The sequence below is a fragment of the Nocardioides humi genome (genome assembly GCF_006494775.1).
GTDB classification, from domain to species: Bacteria; Actinomycetota; Actinomycetes; order Propionibacteriales; family Nocardioidaceae; genus Nocardioides; species Nocardioides humi.
Genome location: NZ_CP041146.1, coordinates 5,579,585 through 5,593,900, shown reverse-complemented (window position 1 = coordinate 5,593,900; position 14,316 = coordinate 5,579,585). Strand labels below are relative to the sequence as shown.

Here is a 14,316-nt window from a genome sequence, read left to right as displayed (position 1 = left end):
CGGGCTCAGCCTCATAGGCGCAGGACCCGCCCGGCGACCACGAGGTGCACCTCGTCGCAGGCCTCGGCGACCCGTTGGTTGATCGTGCCGAGCAGGTCGCGGAACAGGCGCGCCGACCGGTGCTCCGGTACGACGCCCAGGCCGACCTCGTTGGTCACGACCACCACCTGCTCCGCCGTCCCGGCCAGCGCGGCGACCAGCGCGTCCAGGTGCCCGCCGACCTGGGACTCGACCCGCTCGACCGGCGCCTCCCACAGCGCGGCGTCGTCGATCACGCCGGTGAGCCAGGTGCCGAGGCAGTCGACGAGCACGGGCGCCGCGGCAGCGCCGATCGCCCCGGCGACGTCCCGGGTCTCCACGGTGGCCCACCCGGCCGGCCGGCGGGCGCGGTGGGCCGCGATCCGGGCGGCCCAGTCGGCGTCGTCGTCCATCGGGCCGGCGGCGACGTAGGTGACCGCGGGCGCGTCGGCGAGCAGCGCCTCGGCGTGGCGGGACTTGCCGGACCGGACGCCGCCGGTGACCAGGATCCTCACGCCTCTCGGCCCCGGGTGAAGGCGACCTTGCGGGACGCGAGGTCGGCGGTGGCCAGGGTGACCCGGACGTCCTCGCCCAGCGGCAGGGGGTCCGCGGAGGTCACCGGGGCCTCGACGCCGACGTCGGCGAGCACGACGACGCCGGCGGTCGGGTCGTTCTCGCGGACGCTGGTGACCACGCCGTCGAACTCCTCGCCCACCCGGCCGGTGAGGACGGCGGCCTCGAGCAGGTCGAGCACGGCCCGCTCGTAGGCCCCGGCACGGCGGGCGGAGTCCTGGAGGGTCTTGGGCAGGCCGGGCAGCGCCGCCGTCACCCAGTCGGGGACGGGGGTGCCGGCGCAGATCGCGAGACACACCTCGCCGGCGTACCGGTCGCCGAGGCGGCGCAGCGGCGCGGTGACGTGGGCGTACTCGCCGGCGATCGCGGAGTGGCGGGTCTGCTCGGGCAGCTCGCCGTCGAACGCGGCGTACCCGCTGCCCCGCAGCAGCCGGGTGCACGCGACGGCCATCGCCTGGTGCTGGGACACCGCGGGATCCAGGGAGCGCACGAAGTCGGGGTAGTCCCGGTCCTGGGGCCAGGAGATCCGCAGGCCCTTGGCCACCCGCCGCAGATGGGCGACATCGCGCGGGTCCGGCGGCGGGACGGTGCGCAGCAGGCCGACCTTCGCCTCGACCATGAGGGAGGCCGCGCCCATGCCGGTCAGCAGCGAGATCTGGGCGTTCCAGAGCTCGACCGGCAGCTGCTCGCGGAACACGAGGTGGAAGCCGTCGTCGGTCTCGTCGATCTCCTGCTCGGGCAGTGGCAGCGAGACGCCGCCGCGGGCGATCTCCTGCTGCTCGCGGAGCCGGCCGACCTCGCGCAGCAGCGCGAGCACCTCGCCGGCGGTGCCGGCGTCGAGGGCGGCCTGCGCCTCGGCGTACGACCAGCGGGCCGTCGAGCGCACCCGGGCCCGCTCGACCCGGACGTCGGTCGTCGCGCCCTCGGCGTCGAGCCGGATCGTCCAGAGCAGCGCGGGCCGGACCTGGTCGGGCAGCAGCGACGCGGCGCCCTCGGAGAGCACCGGCGGGTGCAGCGGGATCCGGGTGCCGGCGCCGTACAGCGTCTCGCCGCGCCGGTTGGCCTCGACGTCGACCGGGTCGTCGGGCCGCACGAACGCGGCGACGTCGGCGATGGCGTAGTGGACCGTGAAGCCGTCGCTGGCGCGCTCGATGTGGACCGCCTGGTCGAGGTCCATCGAGCCGGGCGGGTCGATGGTGAGGAAGGGCAGGTCGGTGCGGTCCAAGTCGGGGAGTACGACGGCGGCGGCCGCCTGCTCGGCGGCCGCGGTCACCTCGGCGGGGAACTCGCCGGGAAGGTCCAGCTCCGCGGCGATCGCCGCCAGCCCCTCCCGGATCGCCGGAGAGCTCGCCCTGACCCGGACCACGAGGTTGCTCGGCATGACGCCGACCCTATCCTTGCGCCCGTGCTGATCCTGCTGCCGCCGAGCGAGGGCAAGGCCGTTCCCCGGCGGGGCCAGCCGCTCGACCTCGCCGCCCTGTCCTCCCCCGCGCTGACCGGCGCGCGCCGTACCGTGCTCGACGCGCTCGTCGAGCTGTGCCGCGACGACCCGGCCAAGGCGGCCGAGGTGCTCGGCCTCTCCGCCGGCCAGGCCGACCTGGTCGACCGCAACGCCGAGCTGCCGGACGCGCCGACCGCGCGAGCGGACCGGATCTACACCGGCGTCCTGTACGACGCCCTCGACGTCGCCACGCTGTCGACGGCGGCCAAGCGCCGGGCGACCAGCCGGGTCGCGGTGGCCTCCAGCCTGTTCGGGATGGTCCGCCTCGGCGACCGGATCCCGTCGTACCGGCTCTCCGGCGACGTCTCCCTCCCCGGCCTCGGCCCGGTCGCCGCGGTCTGGCGGGAGGCCCTGTCGGCGGTGATGGCCGACGCGCTGGGCCGCGGGCTGCTGGTCGACCTGCGCTCGGGGATGTACGCGAGCTTCTGGCGCCCCGGCCCGGAGCTGGCGCGGCGGGTGGCGACGGTGCGGGTGCTCCACGAGCACGACGGGACCCGCAAGGTCGTGAGCCACTTCAACAAGGCCACCAAGGGCCGGATCGTCCGCGCCCTGCTCGAGGACGGCGCCGACCCGCGCACGCCCGCCGCGCTCGCCGCCGCGCTGGAGCGGCTGGGCTGGCGGGTCGAGGTCGGCCCGCCCGGCAGGAGCGGCACCCAGCTCGACGTGGTCGTCGGCGAGCTCTGATCCGTCACCAGCGGCCGGTGTCGCGCAGGGTCCGCCGGCCGGGGGCGAGCGCGTTGAAGAAGCGCATCGAGCCCTTCTGCTCGCCGGTGCGCGGGTCCGGGTAGAACGCGAGCACCGAGACCGCGGCGGGAGCGAGCTCCATCCGGAACAGCGTCTCCAGCGGGGCGTCGAGCGCGTGGGCGACCAGGGTCTTGATCGGGGTCACGTGGCTGACCAGGACCACGGTCCGGCCGGCGTGGGACTCCAGCAGCCGGGCCAGCCCGGCGAGCACCCGCTCCTGCACGGCCACGAAGGACTCGCCGCCCGGAGGAGCGGCGGCCATGTCGGCGAACCAGGCGTCCAGCCGGGCGCGGTCCCGCTCGGCGACCTCGGTGAAGCTCAGCCCGTCCCACTCGCCGAACTCCATCTCGGCGAAGGCGGCCTCCTCCTCGACAGGCAGCCCGAGGGCGCCCGCCACGATGTCGGCCGTCTCCCGGGTACGCCGGACGGGCGAGGCCACGACGACGTCGACGCTCTCCTTCAGCTCGGTGAGCCATGCGGCGACCTCGGCGGCCTGTGCGCGTCCCTCCTCGGACAGCGCGGGGTTGTCGCCGCCGAGCCCGCCGGAGAACCGGCGGCCGGTGGTGTGCGGCGTGACGCCGTGGCGCACCAGCACGATCGTGGTCGGCTGGCCGGGCCCGGTCGCCGGCGAGGACGCCTCCTCGGCCGCGGACTCGGGCTCGTCGGGGATCCCGTCGCCGGGGACGCTGACCCCGACGCGCGTCCCGTCGAGCGCCTCGTTGGCGAGCCGGTCCGCGTGGGCGTTCTCGGCGCGCGGCACCCAGGTGTAGGTCGTGCCGTCGGGGGCCAGCGCGCCGGCCTCGGCGGCGAGCGCGCGCATGTCGGCGTGCTTGATCTTCCAGCGCCCGGACATCTGCTCGACGACGAGCTTCGAGTCCATCCGCACCTCGATCTGCGCACCGGGGGCGTGGTCGAGGGCGAGCTTGAGGCCGGCGACCAGTCCGGAGTACTCCGCCACGTTGTTGGTCGCGATGCCGAGCGTGCGGGCGTCCTCCGCGAGCACGGCTCCGGTCGCGGCATCGCGCAGCACGGCGCCGTACGCCGCGGGGCCGGGGTTGCCGCGCGAGCCGCCGTCGGCCTCGACGACGACCCGGTCCGGCGCAGGGCTCACAGGCCGCTCTCGGGCGTGCGGACCAGGATCCGCTGGCACTCCTCGTGCCGGAGCACCGTCTCGGCCGGGGTGGCGCGGATCGCCGCGAGCTCGCCGGCGTCGAGGGTGAGCTGGCAGCCGCCGCACTGGCGGGCGCGCAAGGCGCCGACGCCGACGCCGCCCTTGCTGGCGCGGAGCTTCTCGTAGAGGGCGAGGAGGTCGTCGGGGATCTCCGCGACGACCGCGGCGCGGTCGCCGGAGACCGCGCCGATCTCGGTGTCGAGCGCGGCGACCTTCTCGTCGCGGGCGGTGGTCAGCGCGCCGAGCCGGGCGTCGAGGTCCTCGAGGGCGGAGGTCAGCTCGGTGAGCGCGGACTGCGCCTCCTCGAGCTGCTCCATCACCTCGAGCTCCTCGTCCTCCAGCGTGGAGATCCGCCGCTCCAGGGACTCCAGCTCGTGCTGCATCCGCTCGAGGGCCTTGGGGTCGGCGATGGCGCCGGAGTCCATCCGGTCCCGGTCGCGGGCACGACGCGCCTTGACCTGCTCCACGTCGGCGTCGGCCTTGGCCTGCGCGGCGGTGAGGTCGTCGACGACGATGCGCTGGTCGCGCAGCCGGCCGTCGACGTCGACGCGCTTGCCGAGCAGGTCCTTGATCTCGGCGGCCTCGGCCGGGTGGGCGCGCTGATGGCGCAGCTGGTCGACCTGCGCATCGAGGGCCTGCAGGTCGAGCAGGCGGAGCTGGGCGGCGGGATCGGCGTTCACGGGTGCATCCTCACAGGCGCATTGTCCAAGGATCGGTGACGACCGCGCTCACCCGGGTCTCGACGGCGTCGCCGAGAACCTCGTGCAGCCGCTGGGCGAGCACGGGCAGCCAGGTCCACTCGGCCGCCCAGTGGGCGACGTCGACCAGCGCCGGGCCGCCCTTCTCGAGGAACTCCGCGGCCGGGTGGTGGCGCAGGTCGCTGGTGACGTAGACGTCGGCGTCGGAGCCGGCCAGCCGGTCGAGCAGGAAGTCGCCGGCGCCGCCGCAGACCGCGACCCGCTTGACCGCGCGGTCCGGGTCGCCGGCGACCCGGACGCCGTGGTGGGTCGGGGGCAGCGCCGCGGCCACCGACTCGGCGAAGCCGGCGAGCGTGGTCGGCTCGACCGTCCCGACGCGGCCGGTCCCGGTCGTGGTGAGCCCGGGGTCGGCGAGCTCGACGACGTCGTACGCCGGCTCCTCGTAGGGATGGGCGGCGAGCATCGCGCGGACCACGGCCGCCCGGCGCCAGCGCGGCAGCACGACCTCGATCCGGACCTCCTCGACGGTCTCCAGGGACCCGACGGTGCCGATCATCGGCGAGGCCCCGTCGAGGGGGCGGAACCGGCCCTCGCCCGGCGCGCTGGTGAAGGAGGCGAAGTCGTAGTCGCCGATCCGGCCCGCGCCGGCCTCGGCGACGGCGGCCCGGACCGGCGCGGCCGCGTCCGCGGGGACGAAGACGGTCAGCTTGTCGAACGGCTCGGTGGCCGCCGGGACGATCGGCGCGAGGTCGGTCAGCCCGAGCGCCAGCGCGAACGCCTCCGACACCCCGCCGGCGGCCTGGTCGGCGTTGGTGTGGGCGGTGAGCAGCCCGCAGCCGGCCTTCGCCAGCGTGTGCAGGGTGCGGCCCTTGGGGGTGGTCGCGGCGAAGCCGTGCACCGCCTTGAGGAAGAGCGGGTGGTGGACGAGCAGCAGGTCGGCCTTACAGTCGGCCGCCTCCGCCGCCACCTCCGGGGTGGGGTCCACCGCCAGGAGCACCTTCTTCACCTGTTGGCCCGGGTCGCCGTACACGAGGCCGACAGCGTCCCAGCTGTCGGCGGTCGCGGGCGGGTACCAGCCGTGGACCAGGTCGACGACGTCCTCGAGGGTGGGCATGGCGGTCAGGCTACCGATGAGGCCCGAGCGCCGCGGTTGCTATGGTGCCGGTGCCAGTCGACGGGAACCCGGTGAGAGTCCGGGACTGACGCGCAGCGGTGTGGGTGACGGCCGGAGCACGAGGTCACTGGGCCCCTCCAGGGGGTCTGGGAAGGCGCTCCGAGCCGGGTGAGCCCGAGTCCGAAGACCTGCTGGCCCTTGCGGCAATCCGTCGTGAGGTCGATGAGGGGCGATCGCGAGAAGCCCCGGCCTCGAAGGACCCACCATGGCTCGCAGCCGCCCGGACCGGTGCCCCGGCATCGTGCGTCCCTGGCCGGCCGACGACGGTGGGCTGGTGCGGATCCGGGTGCCGGGCGGCCGGCTCCCGCTCGCCGCGCTGACGGCGCTGGCCGCGGTCGCCGAGGAGTACGGCGACGGCCGGGTCCGGGTGACGGGACGCGCCAACCTGCAGGTCAGGGCGATGCCGCTGTCCGGCGACGGGCGGCTCGCGGAAGACGCCCTCGCCGCGCTGGAGGCGACCGGGCTGCTGCCCTCCCGCACCCACGACCGGGTCCGCAACATCCTGGCTTCGCCGCAGACCGGCCTGGCCGGCGGCCAGGCCGACCTGCGGCCCGTCGTCGCGGCGCTCGACGCGCTGCTCCTCGGCGACGAGCTGCTGGCCGGGCTGCCCGGCCGGTTCCTGTTCACCCTCGACGACGGCCGCGGCGACCTCGCCGACCGCCACAAGGACCTCGGGCTCGTCGCGCTCGACGCACGGACCGCCCAGCTCGTCGTCGGCGAGGGGTACGGCGCGGTGCTCGCTCTCGACGAGGCCGCCGCGCGCCTGGCCGGGCTCGCCCGAGCCTTCCTGGCCGCGCGCGGCACCGGGCCGGGCGCCGCCTGGCACGTCCCCGAGCTGGCCACGCCGCTCACGGCTCCCGTCACCCCCGTGCCGGGCGCCGCCATCACGTCCGGGCCGCTTCCCTTCGGCCCGGTCCCCGGCGGCGAGCACGTGCCGGTCGGCGACGACGGCCTCGACGCCGCGACCATCGCCACGTGGTCGGCCCCCACTGTGATCGCGACGCCCTGGCACGGCGTACTGGTGCCCTCCGAGGAGACCCATGGCTGACCCGACCGCTCCCCCGCGCCGGTACGACTACATCGCCGACGGGCCGGCGATCTACGTCGACTCGTTCGCGACGATCCGCCGCGAGTCGGACCTGTCCCGGGTGCCGGCCGAGGCAGAGAAAGTCGCTGTCCGGATGATCCACGGCAGCGGCCAGACCGACCTGGTCGAGGACCTGGTGATCCACCCGCGGCTGGTCCCGGCCGCCCGTGGCGCGCTGGCCGCCGGCGCGCCGATCCTGTGCGACGCCCGGATGGTCGCCATGGGCATCACCGCCGGCCGGCTGCCCGCCGACAACCCGGTGCACTGCTTCCTCACCGACGCGCGGGTGCCGGCGCTGGCGAGCGCGTGGTCGACGACGCGGACAGCCGCCGCGGTCTCGCTGTGGGAGCCGCTGCTCGACGGCGCGGTCGTCGCGATCGGCAACGCCCCCACCGCGCTCTTCCACCTGCTCGAGACGATCCTCGACGGCGGGCCCCGGCCGGCCGCGATCGTCGGCTGCCCGGTCGGGTTCATCGGCGCGGCCGAGTCGAAGGACGCCCTGGCGTCGTTCGCCGACGACCACGGCATCGACATCCCGTTCGTCACCGTCCGCGGCCGCCGGGGCGGCTCCGCGATGGCGTCGTCGGCGGTCAACGCGCTGGCGCAGGAGGAGGAGTGACGGTGGCCGGGCGCTTCCACGTCGTCGGGATCGGCCCCGGCGACCCCGAGCTGATCACCCGCAAGGCGGAGCGGCTGATCGGCGCCGCCGCCGTCGTCGCCTTCCACGCCGGCGTCCGCAAGGAGTCGCACGCCCGCCGGATCGCCGCCCACCTGATCCCGGCCGGCGCGGTCGAGGAGGAGCTGCGCTACCCGGTCACCACCGGCACGACCGACCACCCCGGCGGGTACGTCGGCGCGCTGGCCGACTTCTACGACGACTGCGAGGCCCGGCTCGCCGCGCACCTCGACGCCGGCCGCGACGTCGTACTCCTGGCCGAGGGCGACCCGCTGTTCTACGGCTCCTCGATGTACCTCGTCGACCGCTTCCGCGACCGCTTCGCCGTCGACGTGGTGCCCGGCGTGCCCGCCTTCGCCGCCGCGACCGCGACCGTCCCGGCGCCGCTGGTGCGGCAGACCGACGTACTGACGGTGCTGCCGGGCACCCTCCCGGAGCCGGAGCTCGCCCGGCGTCTCGCCGACACCGACGGCGCGGTGATCATGAAGCTCGGCCGGACCTTCCCCGCCGTGCGGTCGGCGCTCGCGTCCGCCGGCCGCCTGGAGGGGGCGCTGTACGTCGAGCGCGCGTCCCAGCCGGAGGAGCGCTGGCTGCCCGTGGCGGAGGTGGACGCCGACGCGGTGCCGTACTTCTCGCTGATCGTGGTGCCCGGCGACACCGCCCGGCCCGCCTCGGCGGACCGGATGCGGGCGGTCACTACGCGCGTCGATTGGGCAGAAACTGCACGTTCGGAGCCGGAATTGTTGCGGTTTGGGACCAAACCGCAACCCTCGGAGCTGCTGGTGATCGGCCTCGGACCGGGCCCTGACGGCTGGCTGACCCCGGAGGCGACGGCGGCGCTGGCCGAGGTCGAGCACGTGGTCGGCTACGCGCCGTACGTCAACCGGGTGCCGCAGCGCGCCGGCCTGACCCGGCACGCGTCGGGCAACACCGTCGAGATGGACCGGGCCCGACTCGCGCTCGACCTGGCGCTGCGCGGCGAGCGGGTGGCGGTCGTCTCCGGCGGCGACGCCGGGGTGTTCGGCATGGCCGCGGCGGTCTTCGAGGCCGCCGCCGACCCGGAGCACCCTGAGCACGCGACCGTGCCGGTGCGGGTGCTGCCGGGGGTGAGCGCGGTGCAGGCGGTGGCCGCCCGCGCGGGCGCGCCGATCGGCGCGGACTTCGCGGTCGTCAGCCTCTCCGACCGGCTCAAGCCGTGGCCGGTCGTCGAGAAGCGCCTGCGCGCGATCGCGGAGGCCGACCTGGTGCTGGCGGTCTACAACCCGGCCTCCCGCTCGCGGCGCGAGCAGGTCGTGGAGCTGCAGAAGATCCTGCTGGAGCACCGCTCCCCCGACACCGTGGTCGTCGTCGGCCGCGACGTCGGCCGGGCCGAGGAGTCGCTCGTCGTGACCACGCTCGGCGCGCTCGACACCGACAGCATCGACATGAAGTGCCTGCTCATCGTCGGCGCCTCGTCGACCCGGGTGGAGCCCGATGGCACGGTCTGGACGCCGCGATGGGTGGAGTGAGCGTCACCGTCGTCGGCATCGGCGCCGACGGCCACCTGCCGCCCGCCTCGGCCGCGCTGGTCGCCGAGGCGGAGGTGCTGCTCGGCGGCGAGCGCCACCTCGCGCTCCTCCCGGACGTCGCCGGCCAGGTCCGGGCGCCCTGGCCGCGCCCGATGTCCTCGCTCCCCACCTTGCTCGGCGAGCACGAGGGCCGTCGCGTCGTCGCCCTGGCGTCCGGCGACCCCTCGTGTCCGGGATCGGTACGACGCTGATCCGGCTCCTCGGCCCCGACGCGGTGACCGTCGTCCCCGCGGTGTCGTCCGTGGCGCTGGCCCGCGCCCGGATGGGCTGGCCGGCCGAGGAGACGACGGTGGTCTCACTCGTGGGTCGCGACCCGGACGCCGTGCGCCGGGAGCTGGCGCACGGCCGTCGGCTGCTGGTGCTGTCCTCCGACGAGACCACGCCCGCGAGCGTGGCCGCGCTGCTGGCCGACGCCGGGTTCGGCGCGACCGCGATGACGGTGCTCGGCGACCTCGGCGGCGCCTCCGAGTCGCGGATCGACCTCGCACCCGGCGTTCCGGTCCCCCGCGACCTCCCGCGGCTGCACGTCCTCGCGCTCGAGGTCGCCGGCGCCGGCCCCGCCTCCTGGGCCCCGGGACTCCCCGACGACGCCTTCGAGCACGACGGCCAGCTCACCAAGCGCGACCTCCGCGCCAGCGCCCTCGCCCGCCTGGCCCCCCGCCCGGGGACCACCTCTGGGACGTCGGCGCCGGCGCCGGCTCGGTCGCGATCGAGTGGCTGCGCGCGCACCCGCTGACCACCGCGACCGCCGTCGAGGCCGACCCCGAGCGGGCGGCCCGCATCCGCCGCAACGCCGGCCGGCTCGGCGTACCCCGCCTGGAGGTGGTCGAGGGCCGCGCTCCCGAGGCACTGGCCGGCCTGCCCGCCCCCGACGCGGTCTTCGTCGGCGGCGGCGCCACCGCGGACGGGCTGCTCGACCTGTGCCGCGAGCGCCTCGCGCCCGGCGGCCGGCTGGTCGCGCACGGCGTGACCCTGGAGACCGAGCGGCTGCTCGTCGACGCCTGCCACGCCCACGGCGGCGAGCTGAGCCGCCTGTCCGTCGAGCACGTCACCCCCCTGGGCGGCCGGTTCACGGGCTGGACGCCGGCCCGCGCGGTCGTGCAGTGGGCCTGGACCGAGGAGACCCCCCGATGACCGTGCACTTCGTCGGCGCCGGCCCCGGCGCTGCCGACCTGATCACCCTGCGCGCCGCCTCGCTGCTGGGCGCGGCCGACGTGGTCCTCTACCCCGGCACCTACCTCGACGCCGAGATGCTCTCCCACTGCCGCGCCGACGCCCGGAAGGTCGACACCCAGGACCTCGACCTCGACCGGATCACCGCCGCGATGGTCGAGGCGCACGCGGCCGGGCGCGACGTCGTACGGCTCACGTCGGGCGACCCGTCCCTCTACTCCGCCCTGCACGAGCAGACCCGCCGCCTCGACGCGGCGGGCGTGCCCTGGGACGTCACCCCCGGCGTGCCGGCGTACGCCGCGGCGGCCGCGATCGTGGGCCGCGAGCTCACCGTGCCGCTCGTCGCGCAGTCGGTCGTGCTCACCCGCACCCGGGCCCGCTCGACCGCGATGCCGGAGCGCGAGTCACTGACGGCGTACGCCGCGACCGGGGCGACCCTCGTCCTCCACCTGGCGATCACCCGGAGCCGCGCGCTGATGGCCGAGCTGGTGCCCCACTACGGCGACACCTGTCCCGTGGTGGTCGTCTCCCGCGCCACCCAGCCCGAGGAGCGGGTGCTGCGCGGCACCGTCGGCACCATCGCCGACCTCGTCGAGGACGCCGGGCTGCGACAGGCCGCGGTGATCCTGGTCGGCCCGGCCCTGGCGTCGTCCTCCGCCGCCGAGTCGTACCTCTACTCCACCGAACGTGTCGCCCGGAAGGAGCGCCTGCGATGACGCAACCCCCACCGAACCAGCACTTCCCGTTCAGTGCCGTGGTCGGGGCCGACGGCCCCGACGGGCCGGACCCGATGCCCCTCGCGCTGATCCTCACCACCATCGCCCCGGACGTCGGCGGCGTGCTCGTGCGCGGCGAGAAGGGCACCGCCAAGTCGACCATCGTGCGGGCCCTGGCCGCCGTCCTGCCGCCCGTCGACGACCGCCCCGTGCCGCTCGTCGAGCTGCCGATCGGCGCCACCGAGGACCGGGTCACCGGGTCGATCAACATCGAGAGCGCGCTGGCGGAGGGCAGGGCCGAGTACGAGCCCGGCCTGCTGGCGAAGGCGCACCGCGGGATCCTGTACGTCGACGAGGTCAACCTGCTGCACGACCACCTGGTCGACCTGCTGCTCGACGCCGCCGCGATGGGACGCGCGAGCGTCGAGCGCGACGGCGTGTCGATGACCCACGACGCACGGTTCGTGCTGGTCGGCACGATGAACCCCGAGGAGGGCGAGCTGCGCCCGCAGCTGCTCGACCGGTTCGGCCTGACCGTCGAGGTCGCCGCGCCGCGCGATCCGGCGCTGCGGGCGGAGGTGGTCCGCCGGCGGCTGGCGTACGACGTCGACCCGGCCGCCTTCGTCGCCCGCTACGCCGGGGCCGAGGCGGCGCTGCGCTCGCGGATCGCGGCCGCGCAGGCCCTGGTCGGCGCGGTCCGGCTCACCGACGCCGGGCTGCTCAAGATCGCCGAGGTCTGCGCGGCCTTCGACGTCGACGGCCTGCGCGCCGACATCGTCACCGCCCGCACCGCCGTGGCGCACGCCGCCTGGTCCGGCCGCGACCAGGTGACGCTGGACGACATCCGGGTCGCCGCCCGGCTCGCGCTGCCGCACCGGCGCCGCCGCAAGCCGTTCGACGCGCCCGGGCTGGACGAGGACCTGCTGGACCAGGTGCTCGGCGACGAGGAGCTGCCGCCGGAGCCGGAGCCCGAGGGTCCCGACGACGACCCCGAGCCCCCCGGCCCCGCACCCGAGGGCGACGGCGCCGCGGACGACACCGACGACACCGACGACACCGACGGCGAGCCCGTCGACGTGCCCGCCCCGGAGCCCGACCCCGCTCCGCCCGCGGGCGGTGACGGCGCGGGCAGCACGCCGAGCAATGTCGCGCCGACCGGGGCGACGTACCGCACCCGGCTGCTGACCGTCCGTGGCGTCGGCGCCGGGACCGCGGGACGCCGCAGCCGGGCCCGCACCAGCAACGGACGGCGGATCGGCGCGACTGCGCCGACGCCGGGCGCGGGCGGCGCGATCCACCTCACCGAGACGATCCGGGCGGCGGCGCGGCACCAGTTCGCGCGCGGGCGCACCGAGGGCCGGCTGCTGCTGCGGCCCGCGGACCTGCGCGTCGCCGTCCGCGAGGGGCGCGAGTCCAACCTGGTCCTCTTCTGCGTGGACGCCTCCGGGTCGATGGCCGCGCGTCGCCGGATGGAGCAGGTGAAGGCCGCGGTGCTGAGCCTGCTGCTGGATGCCTACCAGCGGCGCGACAAGGTCGGGCTGGTGACCTTCCGCGGCGGCGCGGCCGAGGTGGCACTGCCGCCGACGCACTCCGTCGACGCGGCGGCCCAGCGCCTGGAGGAGCTGCCCTCGGGCGGCCGGACCCCGCTCGCCGAGGGCCTGCTGGAGGCCGCGCACCTGCTCGCCGTCGAGCACACCCGCGACCCGCAGCGGCGCCCCCTGCTGGTCGTGGTCACCGACGGCCGCGCCACCTCCGGCGCCGACGCCGTGGCCCGGTCCCGGATGGCCGCGGGCCTGCTCGCCGAGTCCGGCGTCGCGAGCGTGGTCGTCGACTGCGAGTCCGGCCCGATGCGGATGGGCCTGGCCGCGACCCTGGCCGAGCACCTCGGCGCCGAGCACGTCCCCGTCGGCGAGGTGAGCGCCGAGGCCCTGGTCGACGCCACCCGGGGCCGCGCGGCATGAGCACCCCGACATGACCGCCCCGATCCCGGGCCTGTACGACGTCATCGAGCGCCGCCGCGACGTCCGCGCCGAGTTCACCGGCTCGCCCGTGCCCGACGACGTCCTGCGCCGCGTCCTCACCGCCGCGCACCGCGCCCCGAGCGTCGGGATGAGCCAGCCGTGGGACTTCGTGGTCGTGCGAGACCCGGCCACCCGGCGCGCCTTCCGCGACCACGTCGCCCGGGAGCGGGACGCCTTCGCCGCCTCCCTGCCGCCCGAGCGCCGCAGCACCTTCGACAGGATCAAGGTCGAGGGCGTCTGCGAGTCCTCGCTGGGCGTCGTGGTGACGCACAGCCAGGGCCGAGGCGGGCCGCACGTGCTCGGGCGGCACGCGATCGCCGACGCCGGGCTGTACTCGACCGTGCTCGCGATCCAGAACCTCTGGCTCGCCGCGACCGCGGAGGGCCTCGGCCTGGGCTGGGTCTCCTTCTACCGCGAGGACTTCCTGCGCGACCTGCTCGGCATCCCCGGCGACGTCCGGCCGGTCGCCTGGCTCTGCCTCGGCACCGTCAGCCACCTGGAGACCGTGCCCGACCTCGAGCGCCACGGCTGGCGCGCGCGGCGGCCGCTCGCCGACGCCATCCACCACGACACCTGGCAGACGAAGGAGAGCATCGATGCCTGAGGGCAAGCCGCTCGTCGTACCCGACGACGGGCTGACCACCCGCCAGCGCCGCAACCGCCCGCTGGTGATCGTGCACACCGGCGACGGCAAGGGGAAGTCGACGGCCGCCTTCGGGCTGGCGCTGCGCGGCTGGAACCAGGGCTGGGACATCGGGGTGTTCCAGTTCGTGAAGTCCGCCAAGTGGCGCCTCGGCGAGCAGACCGCCTTCGAGAGGCTCCCCCTGGAAACGGCGCAGTCGAGTGGCACAAGATGGGCTCCGGCTGGTCCTGGTCGCGCAAGGCCGGGTCCGAGGAGGACCACGCCGCCGACGCCGCCGAGGGCTGGGCCGAGATCAAGCGCCGGATCGCGGCCGAGCAGCACGACCTCTACCTGCTCGACGAGTTCACCTACCCGATCAACTGGGGCTGGGTCGACATCGACGACGTCGTGGAGACCCTCGCCCACCGGCCGGGCCACCAGCACGTGGTGATCACCGGCCGCCGTGCCGACCCGAAGCTGATCGAGCTCGCCGACCTGGTCACCGAGATGACCAAGGTCAAGCACCCGATGGACGCCGGCCAGAAGGGCCAGAAGGGCATCGAGTGGTGACATG

Annotated in this window: 15 protein-coding genes, 1 pseudogene and 1 riboswitch; of the genes and pseudogenes, 11 read left to right on the top strand and 5 right to left on the bottom strand. The window is 75.8% G+C overall.

Going from position 1 to position 14,316, the window contains the following annotated elements:
* Window positions 1–11: 11 nt before the first annotated feature.
* Complete coding sequence (gene cobU, locus FIV44_RS27000; RefSeq protein WP_141007135.1) at window positions 12–533, bottom strand: bifunctional adenosylcobinamide kinase/adenosylcobinamide-phosphate guanylyltransferase; 522 nt, start codon at window positions 531–533, stop codon at window positions 12–14.
* The gene (locus tag FIV44_RS26995; RefSeq protein WP_141007134.1) at window positions 530–1,972 is read right to left on the bottom strand and encodes an RNB domain-containing ribonuclease; all 1,443 of its coding nucleotides are present in this window, start codon (window positions 1,970–1,972) and stop codon (window positions 530–532) included. Before FIV44_RS26995 ends, cobU begins: the two co-directional genes overlap by 4 nt.
* Window positions 1,973–1,996: 24 nt before the next feature.
* Here FIV44_RS26995 and yaaA point away from each other — a divergent pair, with 24 nt between their 5' ends.
* A complete protein-coding gene (yaaA, locus tag FIV44_RS26990; RefSeq protein ID WP_141007133.1) occupies window positions 1,997–2,776 on the top strand; it encodes a peroxide stress protein YaaA in 780 nt (259 codons plus the stop codon).
* A 4-nt stretch (window positions 2,777–2,780) separates the two neighbouring features.
* Here the strand turns inward: yaaA and FIV44_RS26985 are convergent, their stop codons facing one another.
* Genes FIV44_RS26985 through FIV44_RS26975 form a run of 3 tightly spaced genes read right to left on the bottom strand, consistent with a single transcriptional unit; the run spans window position 2,781 to window position 5,819 of the window.
* Window positions 2,781–3,947, bottom strand: coding sequence for a bifunctional RNase H/acid phosphatase (locus tag FIV44_RS26985; protein WP_141007132.1), 1,167 nt, complete (start codon window positions 3,945–3,947; stop codon window positions 2,781–2,783).
* Window positions 3,944–4,687, bottom strand: a complete 744-nt coding sequence (locus FIV44_RS26980; protein WP_246086647.1) for a zinc ribbon domain-containing protein — start codon at window positions 4,685–4,687, stop codon at window positions 3,944–3,946. Before FIV44_RS26980 ends, FIV44_RS26985 begins: the two co-directional genes overlap by 4 nt.
* Window positions 4,688–4,697: 10 nt before the next feature.
* Window positions 4,698–5,819: a Nif3-like dinuclear metal center hexameric protein gene (locus FIV44_RS26975; protein WP_141007131.1), complete on the bottom strand. Its 1,122-nt coding sequence runs from the start codon at window positions 5,817–5,819 to the stop codon at window positions 4,698–4,700.
* Window positions 5,820–5,856: 37 nt separating this feature from the next.
* A riboswitch (cobalamin riboswitch) is annotated at window positions 5,857–6,029 on the top strand.
* A 55-nt stretch (window positions 6,030–6,084) separates the two neighbouring features.
* Between FIV44_RS26975 and FIV44_RS26970 the strand changes: the two genes are divergently transcribed.
* From FIV44_RS26970 to cobO, 10 genes and pseudogenes are all read left to right on the top strand, one after another.
* Window positions 6,085–6,927 (top strand): nitrite reductase, encoded by an 843-nt coding sequence (locus FIV44_RS26970; protein WP_141007130.1) that lies wholly within the window; start codon window positions 6,085–6,087, stop codon window positions 6,925–6,927.
* Window positions 6,920–7,585, top strand: a complete 666-nt coding sequence (locus tag FIV44_RS26965; protein WP_141007129.1) for a precorrin-8X methylmutase — start codon at window positions 6,920–6,922, stop codon at window positions 7,583–7,585. The genes FIV44_RS26970 and FIV44_RS26965 overlap by 8 nt, the downstream gene beginning before the upstream one ends.
* 2 nt (window positions 7,586–7,587) lie before the next feature.
* Entirely contained in the window at window positions 7,588–9,150 is a 1,563-nt protein-coding gene (gene cobJ, locus FIV44_RS26960) for a precorrin-3B C(17)-methyltransferase (protein WP_141007128.1), read from the top strand.
* Entirely contained in the window at window positions 9,147–9,401 is a 255-nt protein-coding gene (locus FIV44_RS32800; RefSeq protein ID WP_246086646.1) for a hypothetical protein, read from the top strand. Before cobJ ends, FIV44_RS32800 begins: the two co-directional genes overlap by 4 nt.
* On the top strand, window positions 9,377–9,946 hold the full coding sequence (locus FIV44_RS32795; protein WP_246086645.1) for an SAM-dependent methyltransferase: 570 nt from the start codon (window positions 9,377–9,379) through the stop codon (window positions 9,944–9,946). Before FIV44_RS32800 ends, FIV44_RS32795 begins: the two co-directional genes overlap by 25 nt.
* Window positions 9,919–10,344 (top strand): bifunctional cobalt-precorrin-7 (C(5))-methyltransferase/cobalt-precorrin-6B (C(15))-methyltransferase, encoded by a 426-nt coding sequence (locus FIV44_RS32790; protein ID WP_246087074.1) that lies wholly within the window; start codon window positions 9,919–9,921, stop codon window positions 10,342–10,344. The genes FIV44_RS32795 and FIV44_RS32790 overlap by 28 nt, the downstream gene beginning before the upstream one ends.
* The gene (cobM, locus tag FIV44_RS26950; RefSeq protein WP_141007127.1) at window positions 10,341–11,099 is read left to right on the top strand and encodes a precorrin-4 C(11)-methyltransferase; all 759 of its coding nucleotides are present in this window, start codon (window positions 10,341–10,343) and stop codon (window positions 11,097–11,099) included. The genes FIV44_RS32790 and cobM overlap by 4 nt, the downstream gene beginning before the upstream one ends.
* Window positions 11,096–13,060 carry a VWA domain-containing protein gene (locus FIV44_RS26945; protein ID WP_246086644.1) on the top strand — a complete coding sequence of 655 codons (1,965 nt, stop codon included), beginning with the start codon at window positions 11,096–11,098 and terminating at the stop codon, window positions 13,058–13,060. Before cobM ends, FIV44_RS26945 begins: the two co-directional genes overlap by 4 nt.
* A 10-nt stretch (window positions 13,061–13,070) precedes the next feature.
* Entirely contained in the window at window positions 13,071–13,724 is a 654-nt protein-coding gene (bluB, locus tag FIV44_RS26940) for a 5,6-dimethylbenzimidazole synthase (RefSeq protein WP_141007126.1), read from the top strand.
* Window positions 13,717–14,312 (top strand): annotated as a pseudogene (cobO, locus tag FIV44_RS26935) (cob(I)yrinic acid a,c-diamide adenosyltransferase). The gene bluB and the pseudogene cobO overlap by 8 nt, the downstream one beginning before the upstream one ends.
* The last annotated feature ends 4 nt before the right edge of the window (window positions 14,313–14,316 follow it).